Consider the following 19,849-nt stretch of genomic DNA (forward strand, 5'->3'; position numbering starts at 1 on the left):
GGCACATTATTCACCCTTCCTGTATTCGTCTACTATTTCCAACAACTTTGCGCCATAATTTTCGACAATCTTTTTCCCGATACCTGGAATTTTGAGAAGATCGCGTCCGCTGACGGGTAAGGTGTTAACTACACCGATCAAGGCTTTTTGTTGCAGGATGGTGTAAGGGGGAAGGCCCTTTTCGGTAGCCAGTTCATAACGCCAGTGCTTTAATTTGGTGTATAGTTCCGGATGTTTGATGTCGGCCGATATTTCGAGTTTGGTTGTTTCCGATGATTTTTCGGAACGTTTGCGTGTAGCCGGGGCAGGTGGCTGTTCGATGCTCGCTTTGGCTTTGGCAGACAGATAGCCGGAAATTGTGAATCCCTCTTGGCAACCTTGCAGGGTCGATAGTTTGATACGAAGGTCTTCGTTCCATTTGTCCAGTGCACTCTTGACTGTTTGGCGTGTTTCTTTGTTGTCGATTTCCACGTTCGATACGTTCTGCAGCGGAGTGCAAAGGCGGTCTATCTGCTCCAGAAAATAAGCGACCCCTTTACGGACACGTTCCTGTATCATGTTGTCTTTCAGGTAATCGGTATTATCGGCTATCAGCCTTTTCAATTGCAGGATGAATCGTTCGCCGACATCTGTGACCGTGGAACGAAACGCATCGCGGGTGTTGGAATATTGCACGCTCAGTTCCGGATATAGTTTTTGCAGGTTCCCGTACACAATAAAGGCGGCATATTGTATGCGTTGCTGGAGGTTGTTGAAGTCGAACAGTTCGCAGATCAGTTTCGTGAAATAAAGTTGTTGTGCAGCCTGTATTTGCTCTTCGTGCGGTTGGCGGCTGTCGACCGTTGAAATGAATTCCTGTATCCGGGAATCGTTGATCATGGCGTTGCGGGTGATCCGGCTGCTCAGAACGAGTCCTTCCAGTGTCTTGCAACGGCTCAGTGCGACATACACCTGTCCGTGCGAAAATGCGGCTGAAGCGTCGATGATGGCATGCTCGAAAGTCAGCCCCTGGCTTTTGTGGATAGTGATCGCCCAAGCTGTTTTCAGCGGATATTGGCTGAATGTACCCGAAATCGTTTCGGTAATTTCCTGCGTTTCGGGATCGATCGTGTATTTCACGTTGTTCCAGGTTTCCTTTTCTACAACGATTTCGTTGCCTTCCCGGTCGACTACGGTTATCTTGTTGGTATTGATAAATACGATTTTCCCGATCTTCCCGTTGTAATATCGCTTTTCGGAAGAAGAATCGTTTTTGACGAACATGACTTGTGCACCGCATTTCAGAGTCAGCTTGTCGTCGGTCGGGTAAGAATATTCCGGAAACTCATGGTTGATCTCGGCCTGAAAAGTATAAGGCAGTCCGGGCAGTTCCGCCAATTTCCGGTTGTTGATCTGCTGTGCCTGGTAGTTATGTGTCGTGAGCGTGATGTAGCCCGATTCTTCGTCCGGCCGGAAGTCAGGAATGTACCGCCGGTTCAACTGCTGCAAGGTCTCGTCGTCGAAACGATTCTCGCGGATATTATTCAATAGGTTGATGAAGTTCGTGTCGCTTTGTCGATAGACATGTGTCAGTTCGATGCAGAAATAATTACTTTCCGACAACGCCTTGCTGTCGAAAAAGAAGGTAGACGGATAGTGTTCTTTCAGCAAATTCCATTCATCGTCTTTGGCAACAGGCGCTAATTGCTGCAAGTCTCCGATGAGCAACAGTTGGACTCCTCCGAACGGTTTGCTGTGGTCTTTGTAGCGGCGCAAGACATCGCTGATGGCATCCAGCAGGTCTGCACGTACCATACTGACTTCGTCGATCACCAACAGGTCCATGCTGCGGATGATGTTGATCTTATCCTTGCGGAACTGGTTCTTGAAATCTTTTTTACCTTCCGAAGATGAAGACGGAAGGTAAGGGCCGAACGGCAGTTGGAAAAAGGAGTGAATGGTGACGCCTCCGGCATTAATGGCCGCTACTCCGGTTGGCGCCACGACGATCATCCGCTTGGGTGAAACCTCTTTCAGCCTTTTTAAGAAGGTGGTTTTACCGGTTCCGGCTTTACCTGTCAGAAAAAGGTTGGTTCCGGTGTTCTGTAATAAGTTGAAGGCGAGGTCAAACTGTTGGTTTGTCTGCATGGTAATTTTGTAAAATTGTTAGTCCTTACAAAATTACACAAAATATTAGAATCGTCAAGACATTAACCAGAGGGGGAAACGAAATTAGGGAAAAAACGGATAGATAAATATTTTCAGCGTTTTCGTTTTGGTGAAAATAAATTTTCATCGGCGGGGAAAAAAAATTTTTTTATATTGAAAAATTTTTTTTTCTTTTTTGAAAAATTTTTTTTTTTTCCGGGTAATTCGTTTCTTTTGTCAACAATAAGGCGAAAAAATGGGTAAAAAAGATCAGGAAAAACAAAAAAAAAGGATAAAACGGGGCGGAGGGGATGCTGGGGGGGGGGGGCGGTTTTTTTCCCTATATGGAAAATTTATTTTCATGCCGAGGTAATCCGTCTCTTATGCCACCAATACGGCAATAAACTGGATAAAGAGGATCAGGAACACCATAGCAATCGGATAGACCGTGGCGTAGGCGATGCTGGGAGCGGAGCTGTCGCTCATCGAATCGGCAGCGGCAAGCCCCGGTGTGCTGGTCATTCCTCCGGCGATCGTCCCGATCAGGTCCAGAATGTGTATTTTGAAGACAAAATGCCCGAACAGGACGGCTATGATCATCGGTACTATTGTGATCGCCATCCCGACTCCGAACAATGTCCAGCCGCTCTCCTGGAAAGTCGACACCAGGTTGACACCGGCCGATGTCCCAACTTCGGAGAGGAACAGAAGCAGACCGATCTGGCGGAGCAGTTGGTTGGCGGAACCGGACATGGACCAAATGACCGGGCCTGTCTTGCCGATTGCGCTCAGGACAAGCGCGACAATCAGGATGCCGCCTGTCAGACCGGGCGAGAAAGAAAAAGAGTCCGAAAATGAAATATTCAGCTTTCCGAACAACACTCCGAGGACAATACCCGCCGCAATCGGGAAAAAGTCCGTATCGGAAAGTTTTTTCTCGTCATTCCCGAACACTTGCCCCAATTCCTTTATGTCTTCTTTTTCTCCGGCCACCATCAGCTTGTCGCCGAATTTCAGCAACAGGTCCGGTTCGGGCGAGAGGTCGATCCCGCTTCGGCGTACACGGGTGACGGTACAGTTGAACGTGCGTTGCAGATTCAGGTAGCCCAGGCTCTTGTTGATGACCTCCTTGTTTGTTACCAACAGCGATTGCAGTTCCTGCGTGCTGCCGAAAGGAAGGTCGTTCTCTACACGTTCGCCGACAAGAAGCGTTAGTTGTTCCAAAGAATTGTCGTTGCCGACAGCCTTGATCATGTCTCCTTCGTGCAGGATGGTTTGCGCGACCGGTATGCTTGTCCGGTCTTTATGTTTCACACGGGAAATGACAGCACCCGTCATGGAACGGAGTTGTAACTGGGCCAGTGTTTTCCCGAATATATTGGCGTGGGTGATGCGGAAAGTCGCCGTGTGCAACGGAGGATATTTCCCTTTCCGCTGTGTATCGAGCGCTTTGGCTTCGGCGACAAGATCCTTACGCAGCAACTTCGGCAGTAATTTTATGAAAAGTATCACACCGATCACCCCGAACGGATAGGCGATACCGTAGGCGATGGAAGCGGAAGAGGAATGCGTGCTGTCGATCGCAACGGCAAGTCCCGGTGTGCTGGTCAGCGCCCCGGCGATCAGGCCCACAAGGCTCGGCGTGTCGATCCCGACTGCATATTTAAGAGCCAAGCCCGTGAGACTGGCCGAACCGACGATCAGGAGTGTCAGTATGATCAGTGTTTTTCCTTTCGAACGGAAGGAGTCGAAGAAACCGGGGCCCGCTTGTATGCCGATGGTGAAAATGAACAGTACCAAGCCGAAATTTCCCAGTTCCTTAGGAATGATTACCCCGAAATGGCCGAACAGGAGAGCGATAAAGATAACGGCTGATACATCGAGGGAGAGACCTTTGAACTGTATTCTGCCCAACATGAACCCTAAGGCGATAATCAGGAACAAGGCAAAATAGGACGATTGAAGCAATGTTTCAAACATGTCGAATAGTTTTTTGTAAAGATTTATATTTGCAAATTTACACTTTTCTGTCAGTATAGGCAATCCTCTGGCGAGATTTCTGTTACCTTTGTACCCGAATTAAAAAACAGAAGCAGGATATTCCGACGTGAACAGATATTTTATATATTTAGGTTATAACGGCAAAAAGTTTTGTGGCTGGCAGATACAACCGAATGGAACCACTGTACAGCAATCCATCGAAGATGCATTGGCGACTTTATTGCGCCGGCCGGTCCCGATCGTGGGAGCCGGGCGGACGGATGCCGGAGTGCATGCCCGCCTGATGGTGGCTCATTTCGACTGGCAGGAACCGATTGCCGACCTCGCCTTTCTGGCGGAGAAGCTGAATCGTTTGCTGCCCAAGGATATCGCGATCTATCGTATCGTGCCTGTTCGTCCCGATGCGCATGCCCGGTTCGATGCCACTTCGCGTACATATAAGTATTATATCACGACACGGAAAGATCCGTTCAATTACGAACTGGTCTATAAAATTCCGGGAAAACTCGATTTCGAGGCGATGAACAAAGCTTGCTCGGTTTTGTTCGATTATATAGATTTCACCAGTTTCAGCAAGTTGCACACGGATGTGAAGACGAACAACTGTCGCATCTATGAGGCCGGTTGGGAGCAGGAAGGCGATGTTTGGGTTTTCACCATACAGGCAGACCGTTTCCTGCGCAATATGGTGCGTGCCATTGTCGGGACGCTTCTGGAAGTAGGGCGGGGCAAGCTTTCCATCGACGGTTTCCGCCAGGTGATCGAAGCCAAGGACCGCGGTCGTGCCGGAACCTCCGCTCCCGGACATGCGCTCTATCTGGTCGATGTCACCTACCCCGAAAATACGTTTGTAATTCTCAATTCTCAATTCTTATGTGGCTCGGATTAGCCTTCATCTCCGCCTTTCTTTTAGGTTGTTATGAAGTAAATAAAAAGATTTCGCTGGATGGCAATGCTGTTATTCCGGTTTTGTTTTTCAATACATTGATAAGCAGTCTTATCTTCGTCCCTTTCATTTTTCTGTCGTTCTTTACGGATGTGCTCGACGGGACGATGCTGTATGTGCCGCGTGTCTCCTTTGAGACACATGTAGCTGTGTTTATAAAAGCTGTGATCGTTTTGTCGTCGTGGATATTCGGCTATTTCGCCCTGAAGCATTTGCCGTTGACCATTACCGGGCCCATCAAGGCTACGCAACCAGTCGTGACGCTGGTTGGAGCCATGCTTGTCTTCGGTGAGCGACTGAACCTGTACCAATGGATCGGGGTGATTCTTTCCATTGCCTCTTTCTACCTCCTTTCCTCGTCCGGGAAAAAAGAGGGAATCCGTTTCACGCATAATAAATGGATTTTCTTTACCGTTTTGTCCATCCTTACCGGAGCGGCGAGCGGTTTGTATGACAAACATCTGATGGGAAGCTTGGATGTGATGACGGTGCAGGTATGGTTCAATGTCTACCAGTGTCTGATGATGCTGCCGATCCTCCTGTTCCTCTGGTATCCGCGACGGAAAAGCACGACGCCTTTTGTTTGGCACTGGAACATTGTCTTTATCTCCGTCTTCCTCTGCGTGGCGGATTGGATTTATTTTTATGCCCTTACTTTCCCCGGTTCGATGATCTCTATCGTCTCGATGGTCCGCCGCAGCAATGTCTTGGTGACCTTCCTTGCCGGCGCTTTGTTCTTCCATGAAAAGAACCTGAAAAGCAAGGCGATCGATCTGTTTTTAGTATTATTAGGAATGATATTCCTGTATCTCGGTACGCGCTAAAAATCTTTTACTATATCTGTAAAGTTTGACCAGTTTTCAACTTTATACCCTCTGATGTCACGGACTGATTCTCGGAACCAAGGAATTTTTTTTAGAGCTTCTATAGCTCTAAAAAGGTTTCCTAAATCATCACTTATACTTTTCTGTTTTGAGATTTGAATAGGTCTTCTTTTCCGAAGAAGATATTTCCGTCTTCGGTCTCAGCTGAGATGACAACACCCACAAATGGATTGTTTTCAATTTCTATAATTGTACCTTCTATCCAATTGGGCAAGTGGGTAAGGTCTGGAGAAATTAATATTTTATCTCCTACTGTTTTCATATACGTTACCTTTTATGATTACTTATGGCAAAGGTAGATATTTTATTTTTATCTTTGTCTCCCTATAAATTCAATTTAAGATATGAGACGATTATTTTTTTCTATATTGCTTTGTGTGTTTGTGTGGGGAATGAAGGCACAGGAGATGGATGCAGTCTTTGTTGTTATGCCCGACCAATATGTCCCCCAACTGGAAAATGCCTGGCGTAAGGATTTGATAGATTTGTATAATTCAGGAAAGGAAGCGAAGCTGAAAAACACCATGAACGGCTTTTCCACCTTGAAAAAGCTGACGGATGATTACCTGTTGTTGCAAGTGACGGACCGCAGCACGGTGGAGATGAAGCTGTTGCCACTGGTGAACGATACCTATGTTATTTGTATGATCACGACCGTATACGGTCCCGTCCCCGACAGCCAAATCGAGTTTTTTACGACAGATTGGAAACCGTTGAACGCGGAAGACCTGTATACTCCCGTTCCGGCAGAGTGGTTTATCAAAGACGATGCCGATAAAAACCGGGCTGCCTTTATCGAAGCAACTGCCCGTCTGGACATGGACTTGCGGAAATATTCGCTCAGCCCTGACAACCAGACGTTGACGGTCGAATATACGACTCCCCAATATCTGACAAAAGCCGAGCGCAAGCAGGTGGAACCTTTCCTGAAAAACACGCCAAAAGTCTATACCTGGGAAAAATTCCACTTCAAATAAGAGAGGCGGATATGAATCTACCAGTCGTATCCCGGAGCAAGGGTCGAACCTTGGGTTACGATCTGTGCTTCGGAGTCGAGTACGACATGTATCTCGTTGTTGTCTTGTTTCAGTTTGAAATCGTAGAACAGGCCGTCCGGTCGTTCGATCACCGTGATATCTTCTACTTTATATTGATTGTAGGCGGAGCTTTGCAACGCATCCATAATGGCGGCAGGCACGTTGCGGGCATTGATTTCCCAATGTGTGGAAACCCATTGGTCTTTCGTGTCGAACCATACTTCTTTGTGCAGATTCTTTTCTTGTATATCCACTTCCGTCCCGTTGTTCTCCTTTTCGGATTTCAGGATTGTTGCGGTCGGATACTTTTGCTTCAGAAAGTCCCGGATAGGGGCTGCGATATTTTCGGCAGGTGCTTTTTGTTTTTGCCGGTTGTTGCTGCATGCAGCGAGCAATGTGAGGCTGCATAAACACAATAGCAAGACGGATAATTTAGTTCTCATGACTTGTTTTTTTATTGTTACTATTCGTGATGAGTCCCCGATCGAACTCTGTCTCGAAAGAAACAATTCTTGTCTCGTCAAGGTTGTCTGCCTCGATGATAATATGCCTTTTTTTATTTTTTCCGGGTTTTCCATGTTATGTTTTCGTTTCTTTGTCGTCATAATAGCAGAAATGGAACTCGAAACGTTTAAAATAACCGTGCTGCCGCTCCGGGATAAGTTGATCAATATTTCGTGGCGGATGATGGAGGACAGGTCGGATGCAGAGGACATCGTGCAGGAGACTTTTCTGAAATTGTGGCAGATTCGCGAGAAGCTGGACGGCTATAACAGTGTCGAGGCACTGGCTGTACAAGTGGCCAAGAACCTGGCACTGGACAAACTGAAACAGCATCGGCCGGAAGGTATGGATATCACTTCGCTTTCGCTCGATTCGGGAACAAGAAATCCGGCGGAAGAACTGGAACAGCACGATACGGTAGACCGTATCCGTTGGCTGATAAGCAAGCTGCCTTCACTTCAGCAAACCATTATCCGGATGAAAGACGTCGAAGGGTATGAGTTGGCGGAGATAGCGGAGATAACAGGCACTCAGGTCGAAGCGGTTCGGGTGAATCTTTCGAGAGCCAGGAAAAAGATACGGGAACAGTTAATGAGAGATTTATAATTTATGGGAAAGAGGAATCTACATATGATAGAGGAGTTGCTGGAGCGGTATTTCGAAGGTGAGACTTCTGCCGCGGAAGAAAGGCTGATCCGTGCTTTTTTCGCTTCGGGGAAAGTGCCGGAACATCTGGCTGCTTATATTCCTCTCTTTGCTTATTTCGACGAAGAAATAGAGCGTGATGCGGAAGCGCAAGTTGGCGAACCGGATTCGGACCCCGAACCTGTATCCGTTCAGCTCCGTCCAAAGAACCGGAAGCGTGCAGTCCTTTATATCCTTTCCGGCGTGGCAGCCTGCGTGTTGGCTCTGTTGAGCCTCACCCGTCTGCTGTATCCTGCCGATCCCTGTTTCTGTTCCGATAACTATGTTGTGATAAACGGTCGTTGCTATACCGACATTCATAAAGTCCGTTCGCTGGCAGTCGAAGCGTTGCAGGAGGTGGCCACTCCTGCCGATGACTACTTCCCGGAGATGGATAAGGATGAGGCAGATCGTCAAATAATAGATAATCAGTTAAAAGAATTAGGTAGTCTTTTTAGTGAGGACGAATAAAAGAATATCAAGATGAAACAGTTGAAATATACATTATTAATAATGTTGGCAACCTTGATGTTGTTGCCGGCCGGTGGTGTGGAAGCTGCCGAAACGCAGAAAGACCTGAAGATACAGGATGTCTTTACCCGCTACGGAAAAAAGAAGAATGTCACGATGGTGGAGCTTTCCAATGAAATGCTGGAAACATACGGCATGACGCGCTACAAGAGCATCACGATCAAGAACGATCCGGAAGCTCTTCGCTTTACCCGGCAATGCCTCGAAGCCGATCAACAGGGAGCACGCAAGATCAAGGAGGTGACGGATGACGGGGGAGTGGTTTCCGCTTATTACCAACTTCCGGGCAAAGATCCGGACGTGAACCGTTTTGTCCTGTTCAAAGTCAATTCCAAAGGAACGATCACGCTGGTCTATATCGAAGGCGAACTGGACAGTGACGACCTGATCACTATTTTATTTACCAAAAAAGATTTATAAACTGATAAACAAGAAAAAATATGAAAAGATTTCTACTGATCATAGCCGCATGCTTTCCTGCCATCGGATTGCTGGCTGCAGATGTCGAACCGATGCCGGCTGATACGGTCATCCGGTTGGAAAACAAACGTATCGTCGTGAAAGACAATGGCGAACGGATGAAAGTGAAAGTGTATGAACTGACCGAAGAAGGCGATTCGATAGATAGTGAAATGGTCTTCGAGGGGCATTACCGTGACGGGCAGAGCTACGAACGGCGCAAGCATATCAAATCCATCAATATCCCGATCCCTTCCTGGGACAAGGATTTCGATCCGCACTGGGCCGGCTTCGGCATGGGCTTCGCCAACTTCTCCGGTAGCGACGGGATCAATGATGTGGACGGCGTTTCGCTTCGCAGCGGTAATTCGTTGGAGTATAATTTGAATTTTATGGAGTTCAGTTTCCCCTTCTCCCGTTACAGGTGGGCGGTTGTGACAGGAGCCGGTATGCGCTGGAGCCGTTATCGGCTGGATATGAACGCTCATTTTCAGGAAGTGGACGGTGTGACACAGTTGGTTCCCGCTCCCGAAGGAGTCGTTTACGATGCCAGCAAACTGAATATCACCAGCCTGACAATTCCGATCTTGCTTGAATGGCAGTCGCCGAAACATCGTCGCAAGTCTCCGCGTTTCTTTGTCTCCGGCGGTGTCGTTGGTGTGATCAAAACTATTTCTTCTTCCAAAATCGTCTATCATGATGCAGATGGTGACAAACATAAGAAAAAGATGGACCGGGGCATGAACCTTCGTCCGGTAACAATGGATTTCCTTTTTCAGGCAGGTGTCGGTTGCATCGGTTTCTATGCCAAATATTCTCCTTTCGGTCTGTTTGAAAAAGACAAAGGTCCGAAAGTCCACCCTGTTTCTTTGGGGGTGCAGTTGCATATTTAATCTTGTTTGGCCTTCCAAAGTAGACTGGCAAATCATGAGGATGGATGATAGTCGCATGAAAGACCGGGCGTGTTCGGATTCAACAATTTAGCCTTCCGGCTTGTTTTATCTCCGTATTAACGAATAAAACACAGATAATTATGGCTGGAATAATGAACACTTTGTGGGACGAAAGTTCCGAATTGGAGAATGAAACACTTACTCCGCGCCCGGTCTTGTCCGATGATTGCACGAGTCATGATGTGACCAAATTGGACGAAACGATAGAAGAGGCAGACGAAAATGAGGAGATTATTGAAGATTCATTGAAAACGTCTCAGGATAAGTAATTTGCTCCCGGCTGTTTCGCAAGTTTGCGGACGGCCGTTTTTTTCGCTTTATGTAGCACTCTTTAATAGTTGGTGTTAGGAAATTATTTTCATACCTTATATACATATTGAAAATAAATCTCTATTTTTGTGCTCTAAAACATTAAAATAAACCCAACGAAGATGGCTGCAACAAAACGTATTAAACGTGCATTGGTATCGGTATACCATAAAGATGGATTAGATGAAATTTTAAAAAAGCTCCACCGCGAAGGTGTTAGTTTCGTTTCAACGGGTGGTACTCAGAAGTTTATAGAAGAACTGGGACTTCCTTGCGATGCGGTAGAGGACCTGACCGGCTATCCCTCTATCTTGGGCGGACGTGTGAAGACACTTCACCCGAAAGTGTTTGGCGGCATTTTGAACCGTCGTGACAATGAAGGCGATCAGGCTCAGATCGCGCAATATGAAATTCCTGAAATAGACTTGGTGATTGTCGATCTGTATCCGTTCGAGGAAACAGTCGCTTCCGGTGCGGAAGAACAGGCAATTATCGAAAAGATAGATATAGGCGGCATTTCTCTTATCCGTGCCGCTGCAAAGAACTTCAACGATGTAGTGATCGTCGCATCCAAAGCTCAGTATCAGCCGTTGATGCAGTTGCTGAACGAGAAAGGAGCAGAGACGTCTATCGAAGACCGTAAATGGTTTGCCAAAGAAGCGTTTGCCGTTTCTTCAGGCTACGATTCCGCAATCTTCAATTATTTCGACGATCGCCAAGGCTCGCATTTCCGTGCTTCCGTAGACGATCCTATGCATCTGCGCTACGGTGAAAACCCGCATCAGGCTGCCAAGTTCTATGGCAAGTTCAACAATATGTTCGACCAGTTGCATGGAAAGGAGATTTCTTACAACAACTTGCTCGACATCGACTCTGCTGTAAATCTGATCGATGAATTCGACGAACTGACATTCGCCATCCTGAAGCATAACAATGCCTGCGGTATCGCTTCTCGCGGCAACGTGGTGGAAGCATGGAAAGATGCTTTGGCCGGTGATCCGGTGTCTGCTTTCGGAGGAATCCTGATCACGAATACGACCGTAAACAAGGAAGTGGCGGAAGAAATCAATAAGATATTCTTCGAAGTGATCATCGCTCCGGCTTATGATGCCGATGCTCTTGAAGTATTGAAACAAAAGAAAAACCGTATTATATTGATCCGTAAGGAATGCAAGACTTGTTCGATGCAGTTCCGTTCATTGCTGAACGGCGTGTTGATGCAGGAAAAAGACCTTAGCATTCAGGGTGAAGCCGATCTGGAACCGATGACGGAAAAGAAACCGACAGCTCCGGAAGTGGAAGACCTGTTGTTCGCCAACAAGATTGTGAAGAACAGCAAGTCTAACGCTATCACGCTGGTGAAGAACAAACAGCTTTGTGCAAGCGGTATCGGACAGACTTCACGTGTGGACTCGTTGAAACAAGCTATCGAGAAGGCTGTTTCATTCAATTTCGACTTGAATGGCGCCGTTATGGCTTCTGATGCGTTTTTCCCGTTTGCCGACTGTGTGGAAATAGCCGACAAAGCCGGTATCACAGCCGTTATCCAGCCGGGAGGTTCTATTAACGACAAGCTGTCTGTTGATTATTGCAACGAACATGGCTTGGCTATGGTTAAGACGGGTATTCGTCACTTTAAACACTAATTAAAATGGGATTATTTTCTTTCACACAAGAATTGGCAATGGACCTGGGGACTGCCAATACCATTATTACCTGTAATGATAAGATGGTAGTGGATGAGCCTTCCGTGATCGCTCTGGATGCTCGTTCGGAAAAGGTACTGGCGGTAGGACGCCAGGCACGAGAGATGTACGAAAAGACCAATCCGAATATTCGTACGATCCGTCCGCTCCGCGAAGGTGTCATAGCCGACTTCTACGCTGCCGAGCAGATGATGCGTGGATTGATCAAAATGGCCAGCGGACGTAAACGCTGGTTCGCTCCTTCGCTCCGTATGGTGATCGGTATCCCGTCGGGTAGTACGGAAGTTGAAATCCGTGCCGTACGCGACTCTGCCGAACATGCCGGTGGCCGTGAAGTATATATGGTTTTTGAACCGATGGCTGCCGCTATCGGGGTCGGTATGGATGTGCTTGCGCCCGAAGGAAACATGATTGTCGATATAGGTGGCGGTACGACCGAGATCGCGGTGATTTCGCTGGGGGGCATCGTTTCCAACAAGTCCATCAAAATGGCGGGTGACGACCTGACGAACGATATCGTGGAATATATGCGTCGCCAACATAATATACGTGTCAGCGAGCGTATGGCGGAACGTATCAAGATCAATGTCGGCTCCGCTTTGAGTATCCTCGAAGACGCTCCTGAAGATTTTGAAGTATGCGGTCCGAACCAGATGACAGCTCTGCCGATGAAAGTGCCTGTTTCCTATCAGGAGATTGCACATTGTCTCGATAAATCGATCTCAAAGATTGAAGCGGCTGTTCTGAGCGCGTTGGAACAGACACCTCCCGAATTGTATGCCGATATCGTGAAAAACGGCATCTATCTGGCCGGAGGCGGCGCTTTGCTGCGTGGCATCGACAAACGTTTGCGCGATAAGATGGGGATCGAATTCCATGTGGCAGACGATCCTTTGCATGCTGTTGCCAGAGGTACGGGGATTGCGTTGAAGAATATCGACAAATTTAATTTCCTTATCCGGTAAATATAAGTTGAAAGTTGAGAGTTGAAAGTTGAATGTAAACGGGTGGTACACTTGCTGAATATTCAACTTTCAACTTTCAATTTTCAATTTTCAACTGATTATGCGTAAACTCCTGGATTTTTTAGTCAGAAAGAGGCATTGGTTCTTGTTCATTTTGCTTGAGATCATATCGTTGATGCTGGTTTATCGCAATAATGCGTACCAACGGAACATTATGTTCAGTTCGGCAAATGTGATAACGGGACATATTGCTTCTGTCTCCGGCTTTGTGACTTCCTACCTGAACCTGCGCGACATAAACCGGGAGCTTCTGGAGCGTAACGGGCAGCTTGAAATGGAGTTGCTCGAATTACAGGATCAGTTGGAGATGATGCGAGCCGACACGGTCCTCTTTACCGGTTTTGCGTCTGACTCGACCGAACAGTTTCCGTATAGTTTTGTGTTGGCTGATGTCGTGAACAACAGTGTCACGCATTTGTCCAATTATATCACAGTGAACAAAGGCCGTAAGGATGGAGTGGAGCCTGACATGGGGGTTGTCTCCGAACGGGGTGTCGTGGGAATCGTGTCGACGGTTTCCGACCATTTTTCCGTTGTGATTCCTCTGTTGAACCCGAAGTTTAAGTTGAGTTGCAAAGTGCTGGGAAGCAGTTATTTCGGAACATTGAGTTGGAACGGGCGTAATGCGCGTTTTGCCAATCTGGACGAATTGCCGCGCCATGTGGAGTTTGAGCTTGGAGATACGATCGTGACGAGCGGTTATTCCGCTATTTTCCCATCCGGTATTATTGTGGGTAAAGTTGTGAATTTCGAGAAACAGCATGATGATAATTTCTATTCGCTTGAAGTGGAACTGGCTACTGATTTTCAGGCTTTGAACAATGTGCGTATCATAAAGAATTACCGTCAGGCGGAGCAAAAAAGAATAGAGCAGGGAGGCTAAAAAGAATGATTAACAATATACTGCGAGGCTTCATCTATTTTGTGGTGTTGGTGTTGGTTCAGGTTTTGATCCTGAACAATATCCATTTTCTGCGTGTGGCCACGCCGTTCTTGTATCTTTATTTCATACTGAAAATGCCGGTGGGGAGTTCACAGACGAATGTAGTGTTTTTCTCTTTTCTGATCGGGTTGGTGATCGATATCTTTTCAAATACGCCCGGAATGCATGCGTTTGCTTGTACGCTGGCCGGTTTTATTCGTCACCCGTTGATTCAGTTGTTGATGGGAAAAGAACTGCCGGAAGGAATTTATCCTTCTTACAAAACATTCGGATATGGCGGGTTCTTCCGCTACACATTGTTTTTTGTCGCGATTCATCATGTTACGCTGTTTTTGATCGAGTCGCTGACTCTTTTCGACCCGTTGTTCCTGGCGATCCGTATCGTGGCGAGTGTGGTGACTACGACCTTATTAATTTGTACAATAGAAGCATTCAATATAGAGTCCCAGAAAAGTGGAGATTAATACGAAGTATACTCTTGAGAACAGGCGTTTCGTGATTGGCGGCGCTGTTGTTCTGCTGGTTCTCATCTTTATCATTCGTCTGTTCTTCCTGCAAGTGGTGGACAACGATTATAAAGCGTGGGCTGACAGCAATGCATTTCAGAAAAAGACATTGATCCCCTCCAGGGGCATCATTTATGACCGTAATGGGAAATTGCTGGTCTATAACCAACCTTCTTATGAAGTCATGCTGATCATGCGTGAGATTCAACCGTTCGATACGCTCGACTTCTGCAATATCCTCGGTATTACAAAAGAACTGTTTGTGAAACGTATTGCCGAAATCAAGAACAGGCGGCTGAATCCGGGCTATTCTTCCTATGTCCCGCAGGTGTTTATGAATCACCTCTCTGCACAGGAATGCGGTGTCCTGCAGGAAAAGTTGTATAAATTCCCCGGCTTTTATATTCAGAACCGTACGATCCGGGAATACGAATATCCTTATGGTGCCAATCTGTTGGGCAATATTGGGGAGGTAAACCGGGGAGATATAGAGAAGGACCCTTATTATGTGCAGGGAGACAATGCCGGACGTTCAGGCGTGGAGTTGTCTTACGAAAAGGTTTTACGCGGAGTGAAAGGCGTGGAGATCCTGCTGCGCGATGCGCATGGGCGTATAAAAGGACGGTATGAAGAAGGCCGTCATGATATGGCTCCGGTGTCCGGTAAGAATCTGACGCTTTCGATCGATATGGATTTGCAGGCTTTGGGCGAAAAGCTGATGCAGAACAAGAGGGGCAGCATTGTCATGATCGAACCGGAAACGGGGGAAGTGCTGTGTCTGGTATCTTCGCCTTCTTATGACCCGAACTTGTTGGTCGGCCGCCAGAGGGGGAAAAATCACGTCATGCTGTCGAAAAACTCGGATAAACCTTTGCTGGACCGTTCCATCATGGGGCGTTATCCGCCGGGATCGACATTCAAGCCGACACAGGCGTTGACTTTCCTTCAGGAAGGGGTGATTACGACATCAACCATGTACACGTGTGCGCATGGATATACAGGAGCCCGGAACGGTAAACCGGCGTGCCACGGCCATGCTTCTCCTTTAAATGTGACCTATGCACTGGCTACCTCCTGCAACTCCTTTTTTTGTTGGGGATTGCGTGACATGATCGATAGCCGCCGGCGTTATCCGAGCGTGGGAGAGGCTTTTGAAGTTTGGAAGAACTATCAGGTTTCTATGGGATACGGCTATAAGTTGGGCATTGACTTGCCTGGGGAGAATAGAGGCTTTTTGCCGAACAGCGAGTATTATGATAAATATCATGGTAAACGCTGGAGTTCCAGTACCGTCATCTCCATTGCGATCGGGCAGGGTGAAGTGCTGGCTACGCCTTTGCAGATTTGTAATCTGGCGGCAACTATTGCCAACCGGGGGTATTTTATTACTCCGCATGTCGTGAAAGAGGTGCAGGACACGCCGTTGGATTCTCTTTATACGAATAAACGCTACACGATGGTGGAACGCAAAAATTATGAAATTGTAGCCGAAGGCATGAGAAATGCCGTTATAGGCGGGACTTGCCGGGGGGCGGCAATAACGGATATCGAAGTCTGCGGCAAGACAGGTACGGCCGAGAATCCGCATGGGAAAGACCATTCGGCTTTTATCGGTTTTGCCCCTTATCAGAATCCGAAGGTCGCCATCTGCGTGTATGTGGAGAATGGCGGTTTCGGTGCGACTTACGGCGTGCCGATCGGCAAGCTGATGATGGAGAAGTATCTGAAGGGCGAGCTGTCGGAAGAGAGCAAGTTGCTGGAAGAGACGATGTCGAATGCAGTTGTATCACCAAACGTTTTATCTTTACCGAATCGTGAGTTATAGGAAGACTGAAATATGGAAGACGGTTGACTGGTTGACGATCATCCTTTATGTGGTGTTGATCGTTGCCGGTTGGTTCAGCATTTGTGGCGCCAGTTATGAATTCGATAACGTGGGGCTGTTTGATTTGTCGGGGCGTCCCGGTTCGCAATTGATGTGGATGGGGCTGTCGGTCGGCTTGATTTTTGTGATCCTGATGCTGGAGAGTGAGTTTTTTGACGTCTTTGCCTATCTGATATATGCCGGTGTCATCGTGTTGCTGATTGCGACGATCTTTCTGGCTCCGAATATAAAAGGTTCCCATTCGTGGCTCGTTTTGGGGCCTGTCAGGTTGCAGCCGGCGGAGTTTGCCAAGTTCGCGACAGCGCTTGCTGTTGCGAAACTGATGAATACCTATGGTTTCAAGCTGACTACTCCAAAAAACTTCATGCTCGTTTTGTCGTTGATATTTCTGCCGATGGTTTGTATCCTGTTGCAACAGGAGACCGGCTCGGCATTGGTTTACCTGGCTTTCTTCCTGATGTTATACCGGGAGGGAATGTCAGGATATATCCTTTTGTCGGGGGTCTGTGCTGTTGTCATTTTTGTCGTCAGCATGAAGTTTTCGGATGTAACGGCGGGAGCTACAGCGATGGGAGAGTTGCTTGTCTCTTCTTTGATTCTGTTGATCACGGTTTTTCTGATACAAATAGAAAGGAAAGATACCCGTGCGATACTGGTGATATCGGGTACTGCCGGGGTTGCTTATTTAGGTGGGTATGCCGCTTCTTTCTTTATGCCGGTCGATTATTCCCTGATATCGATCGGGCTGGTCTTGCTAGTCGTCTGCTATCTGATTTTCCTTTCTGTCCGCTACTGGGTATGGCATTACGTGTTGATAGCTGTCTTTGCTTTGGGATCGCTGGCTTTTATGTATTCGGTGGATTATGTGTTTACCGATATTCTGGAACCGCACCAACAGAAACGCATCAAGGTTTCATTGGGTTTGGAAAATGATCCGAGCGGTGCCGGCTATAATGTGAACCAGTCGAAAATCGCGATCGGTTCGGGTGGGTTCACCGGAAAGGGTTTTCTGAATGGTACGCAGACCAAGCTGAAGTATGTACCTGAACAGGATACCGATTTTATCTTTTGTACGGTGGGTGAAGAGCAAGGGTTTGTCGGCGCCTCGGCTGTTCTATTGTTGTTCGGATTTCTGATCCTGCGCCTGATCGTGCTGGCAGAGCGGCAAAGTTCCACTTTCAATCGGGTATACGGCTATAGTGTCGCTTCTATCTTTTTCTTCCATTTGGCCATTAATATCGGGATGGTGACGGGGCTTACACCTGTGATCGGCATTCCGTTGCCTTTTTTTAGCTACGGCGGTTCTTCTCTTTGGGGATTCACGATCCTGCTCTTTATCTTCCTTCGTTTGGATGCTTCCAGAAGGGAGCGGTAGCAAGCGGGTGTTTGGGTTGTACGAGTAAGTCGTCAACGGGAAGGGCGGACCGAGAAACCGATTTCCTGTATTCCTTTCAGGGCATCGTCACGCATTCCTTGGCGGAAACTGAATGTATATTGCCCGGCATACGGGAATTTGTATCGCGAATGAATGGGAAAGCTGCTTTGATATAAAGAAATGCCATGTCCGTGCCATTTGCCGAATTCATCGGCAAGCATACATTCGATAGTGTCCCGACGAAGCGGGCCGATCGGCCGCTCTTCACTACAGAAAAGCCATAAGTTCTGATAAGGGTACAAATTATTGTTCCTTACTTCCAGTGTCAGGTCGTAAGGAACAGATATATCTTTCACCTCGAAAGTGAAATAGTATTCCTTGTCCTTTTCCCACGTAATGTCGTTGATCGCCTGATACTGGTCGTATAAGGCCGGGTTTTCGCAGGAAAAGAACAGGAAACAAGTCAGTGCGGTAATGATTCCTTTAAGCTTCCGGCTTTGTGTTCGGCTTGCTTTCCGGCTTGGAGTCCGGTTTGGCAGCGGGCTTAGCTTGTTGCTGAGGTTTGTCATTATTCGGTTGCTTATCGTTATTTACTCGGTTCGGACGCGGTCTGTTACGGTTACGGTTTCCGTTCTTGCTACCGTTTCCTTTTCCGTTTTTATTTTCGTTACCGTTGTTGACGTTCGCTTTTTCTCCGTTGGCGGGTTTGTTGTTCCCTTCGTTGCCATTGTTGGTTGCGGCTTCTTTCGGAAGGTTTTCCTTGTTGCCGTTATTTTCCTTGTTGCCGTTTCCACTGCGTCTCTTTTTCTTCTTTTTCAGGGAAGAATCGAAACGGGTAACACTGTCCTGTCCCAAGATATCCTGCGCATCGCGTTTAGGCGGTTGCGGTTTGGTATCGGCTTCGAGCGTGACGGGCTTCATGCCTTTCTTGTTCATGTTGATCACGTCGAAGGCACGGCTGGCCGGGATCGTAACCAAATTGGCTGCGAAAGATTTATCTGTAGAGTAGGTGATTTCCCGTTTGAAGATATCCGTTTTAAAGTGATAATAGGTATTGTCTTTTGTCTCCAGTACCACTTCGCGGGACGGTAAACGCTTTTGTGCTTCCACATAGGTGTCTACTTCGTAGTTGATGCAACATTTCAGCTTGGCGCATTGGCCGGCCAACTTTTGGGGATTCATGGAAATATCCTGATAGCGGGCGGCTCCGGTAGCAACCGACACGAAACTCGTCATCCAACTTGAGCAGCACAATTCGCGTCCGCAAGGACCGATACCGCCGATACGTCCGGCTTCCTGGCGGGCGCCGATCTGCTTCATTTCGATGCGGACCCGGAAGGCTTCGGCAAGTACTTTGATCAACTGGCGGAAGTCGACACGCTCGTCGGCAATATAATAAAAGATTGCCTTGTTGCCGTCACCCTGGTATTCAACGTCCCCGATCTTCATATTCAGTCCTAAGTCGGCCGCGATCTGTCGTGAACGGATCATCGTGGCATGTTCCTTAGCCTTCGCCTCTTCATATTTCTCGATATCGGTCGGTTTGGCTTTGCGATAAACTTTCTTAGGCTCATAACCTTCGCCGGTGCGGACATTGTTCTTTTTCATCTGAAGGAGGACGAGTTTGCCGGTCAGTGTCACGGTCCCGATGTCATGTCCGGGGCTGGCTTCCACTGCGACTAAATCTCCTTTTTCCAGAGGTATTTTGGAACTGTTGAGGTAATACCCTTTACGGGTGTTCTTAAACTGTACTTCCACGTAATCGGTTGCGTTTGCCGCATCGGGCACGTCGCAAAGCCAATCATAGGTATTCAGTTTATTATTTTGTATCTTGCTGCATCCCTTTTTACCCATGCAGCAACTTCCTGTATTTAATTTAAAATCCATTTGTCCGGTATATATATAATGTATGTATAGTGTGTACAATTACGCAAAAATACGTAAAATATTTGGTTCGTAGCAAATGTAGAATGA

19 protein-coding genes and 1 pseudogene are annotated in these 19,849 nt (G+C 47.4%); 14 read left to right on the forward strand and 6 right to left on the reverse strand.

Annotated elements, in window-relative coordinates:
• Positions 1-6 precede the first annotated feature (6 nt).
• Both BQ9893_RS18950 and BQ9893_RS18955 read right to left on the reverse strand, forming a co-directional pair.
• Complete coding sequence (locus BQ9893_RS18950; protein ID WP_075967500.1) at positions 7-2,127, reverse strand: HRDC domain-containing protein; 2,121 nt, start codon at positions 2,125-2,127, stop codon at positions 7-9.
• Between the two features lie 381 nt (positions 2,128-2,508).
• Entirely contained in the window at positions 2,509-4,107 is a 1,599-nt protein-coding gene (locus tag BQ9893_RS18955) for an aspartate:alanine exchanger family transporter (RefSeq protein ID WP_075967501.1), read from the reverse strand.
• 127 nt (positions 4,108-4,234) lie between these two features.
• On the opposite strand from BQ9893_RS18955, the gene truA reads away from it, so the two are divergent.
• Positions 4,235-5,017 carry a tRNA pseudouridine(38-40) synthase TruA gene (gene truA, locus BQ9893_RS18960; RefSeq protein WP_075967502.1) on the forward strand — a complete coding sequence of 261 codons (783 nt, stop codon included), beginning with the start codon at positions 4,235-4,237 and terminating at the stop codon, positions 5,015-5,017.
• Positions 5,002-5,898: a DMT family transporter gene (locus BQ9893_RS18965; RefSeq protein ID WP_075967503.1), complete on the forward strand. Its 897-nt coding sequence runs from the start codon at positions 5,002-5,004 to the stop codon at positions 5,896-5,898. Before truA ends, BQ9893_RS18965 begins: the two co-directional genes overlap by 16 nt.
• A 133-nt stretch (positions 5,899-6,031) precedes the next feature.
• Here BQ9893_RS18965 and BQ9893_RS18975 read toward each other — a convergent pair whose 3' ends face one another.
• The gene (locus tag BQ9893_RS18975; protein WP_075967504.1) at positions 6,032-6,220 is read right to left on the reverse strand and encodes a transcriptional regulator; all 189 of its coding nucleotides are present in this window, start codon (positions 6,218-6,220) and stop codon (positions 6,032-6,034) included.
• Between the two features lie 82 nt (positions 6,221-6,302).
• Between BQ9893_RS18975 and BQ9893_RS18980 the strand changes: the two genes are divergently transcribed.
• On the forward strand, positions 6,303-6,935 hold the full coding sequence (locus tag BQ9893_RS18980) for a DUF3256 family protein (protein ID WP_075967505.1): 633 nt from the start codon (positions 6,303-6,305) through the stop codon (positions 6,933-6,935).
• Between the two features lie 17 nt (positions 6,936-6,952).
• On the opposite strand, the gene BQ9893_RS18985 is transcribed toward BQ9893_RS18980, so the two are convergent.
• Entirely contained in the window at positions 6,953-7,438 is a 486-nt protein-coding gene (locus BQ9893_RS18985; RefSeq protein ID WP_075967506.1) for a PepSY-like domain-containing protein, read from the reverse strand.
• 172 nt (positions 7,439-7,610) lie between these two features.
• Between BQ9893_RS18985 and BQ9893_RS18990 the strand changes: the two genes are divergently transcribed.
• The 11 genes and pseudogenes from BQ9893_RS18990 (at position 7,611) to rodA (ending at position 17,875) form a co-directional block, all read left to right on the forward strand.
• Positions 7,611-8,105, forward strand: a complete 495-nt coding sequence (locus tag BQ9893_RS18990; RefSeq protein ID WP_075967801.1) for an RNA polymerase sigma factor — start codon at positions 7,611-7,613, stop codon at positions 8,103-8,105.
• A gap of 3 nt (positions 8,106-8,108) precedes the next feature.
• The gene (locus tag BQ9893_RS18995; RefSeq protein WP_075967507.1) at positions 8,109-8,654 is read left to right on the forward strand and encodes a hypothetical protein; all 546 of its coding nucleotides are present in this window, start codon (positions 8,109-8,111) and stop codon (positions 8,652-8,654) included.
• Positions 8,655-8,666: 12 nt separating this feature from the next.
• Positions 8,667-9,134 (forward strand): DUF6108 family protein, encoded by a 468-nt coding sequence (locus tag BQ9893_RS19000; RefSeq protein ID WP_075967508.1) that lies wholly within the window; start codon positions 8,667-8,669, stop codon positions 9,132-9,134.
• Positions 9,135-9,154: 20 nt separating this feature from the next.
• Positions 9,155-10,066 (forward strand): outer membrane beta-barrel protein, encoded by a 912-nt coding sequence (locus tag BQ9893_RS19005; protein WP_075967509.1) that lies wholly within the window; start codon positions 9,155-9,157, stop codon positions 10,064-10,066.
• A gap of 140 nt (positions 10,067-10,206) precedes the next feature.
• Positions 10,207-10,395, forward strand: coding sequence for a hypothetical protein (locus BQ9893_RS19010; protein ID WP_075967510.1), 189 nt, complete (start codon positions 10,207-10,209; stop codon positions 10,393-10,395).
• A gap of 162 nt (positions 10,396-10,557) precedes the next feature.
• On the forward strand, positions 10,558-12,081 hold the full coding sequence (purH, locus tag BQ9893_RS19015; RefSeq protein WP_075967511.1) for a bifunctional phosphoribosylaminoimidazolecarboxamide formyltransferase/IMP cyclohydrolase: 1,524 nt from the start codon (positions 10,558-10,560) through the stop codon (positions 12,079-12,081).
• Positions 12,082-12,086: 5 nt separating this feature from the next.
• Positions 12,087-13,106, forward strand: a complete 1,020-nt coding sequence (locus BQ9893_RS19020) for a rod shape-determining protein (RefSeq protein WP_005640987.1) — start codon at positions 12,087-12,089, stop codon at positions 13,104-13,106.
• 100 nt (positions 13,107-13,206) lie between these two features.
• Positions 13,207-14,062: pseudogene (gene mreC, locus BQ9893_RS19025) on the forward strand (rod shape-determining protein MreC).
• Complete coding sequence (gene mreD, locus BQ9893_RS19030; protein WP_075967513.1) at positions 14,055-14,573, forward strand: rod shape-determining protein MreD; 519 nt, start codon at positions 14,055-14,057, stop codon at positions 14,571-14,573. Before mreC ends, mreD begins: the two are co-directional and overlap by 8 nt.
• Positions 14,563-16,440: a penicillin-binding protein 2 gene (gene mrdA / locus BQ9893_RS19035; RefSeq protein WP_075967514.1), complete on the forward strand. Its 1,878-nt coding sequence runs from the start codon at positions 14,563-14,565 to the stop codon at positions 16,438-16,440. Before mreD ends, mrdA begins: the two co-directional genes overlap by 11 nt.
• The gene (gene rodA, locus BQ9893_RS19040; protein ID WP_374046516.1) at positions 16,430-17,875 is read left to right on the forward strand and encodes a rod shape-determining protein RodA; all 1,446 of its coding nucleotides are present in this window, start codon (positions 16,430-16,432) and stop codon (positions 17,873-17,875) included. Before mrdA ends, rodA begins: the two co-directional genes overlap by 11 nt.
• A gap of 32 nt (positions 17,876-17,907) precedes the next feature.
• Here rodA and gldH read toward each other — a convergent pair whose 3' ends face one another.
• Together gldH and BQ9893_RS19050 are read right to left on the reverse strand one after the other, a co-directional pair.
• Positions 17,908-18,444, reverse strand: coding sequence for a gliding motility lipoprotein GldH (gene gldH, locus BQ9893_RS19045; RefSeq protein WP_075967515.1), 537 nt, complete (start codon positions 18,442-18,444; stop codon positions 17,908-17,910).
• Positions 18,359-19,762, reverse strand: coding sequence for a PSP1 domain-containing protein (locus tag BQ9893_RS19050; RefSeq protein ID WP_075967516.1), 1,404 nt, complete (start codon positions 19,760-19,762; stop codon positions 18,359-18,361). The genes gldH and BQ9893_RS19050 overlap by 86 nt, the downstream gene beginning before the upstream one ends.
• Positions 19,763-19,849: the final 87 nt, after the last annotated feature.

The organism is Parabacteroides massiliensis, from assembly GCF_900155425.1.
Lineage (GTDB): Bacteria > Bacteroidota > Bacteroidia > Bacteroidales > Tannerellaceae > Parabacteroides > Parabacteroides massiliensis.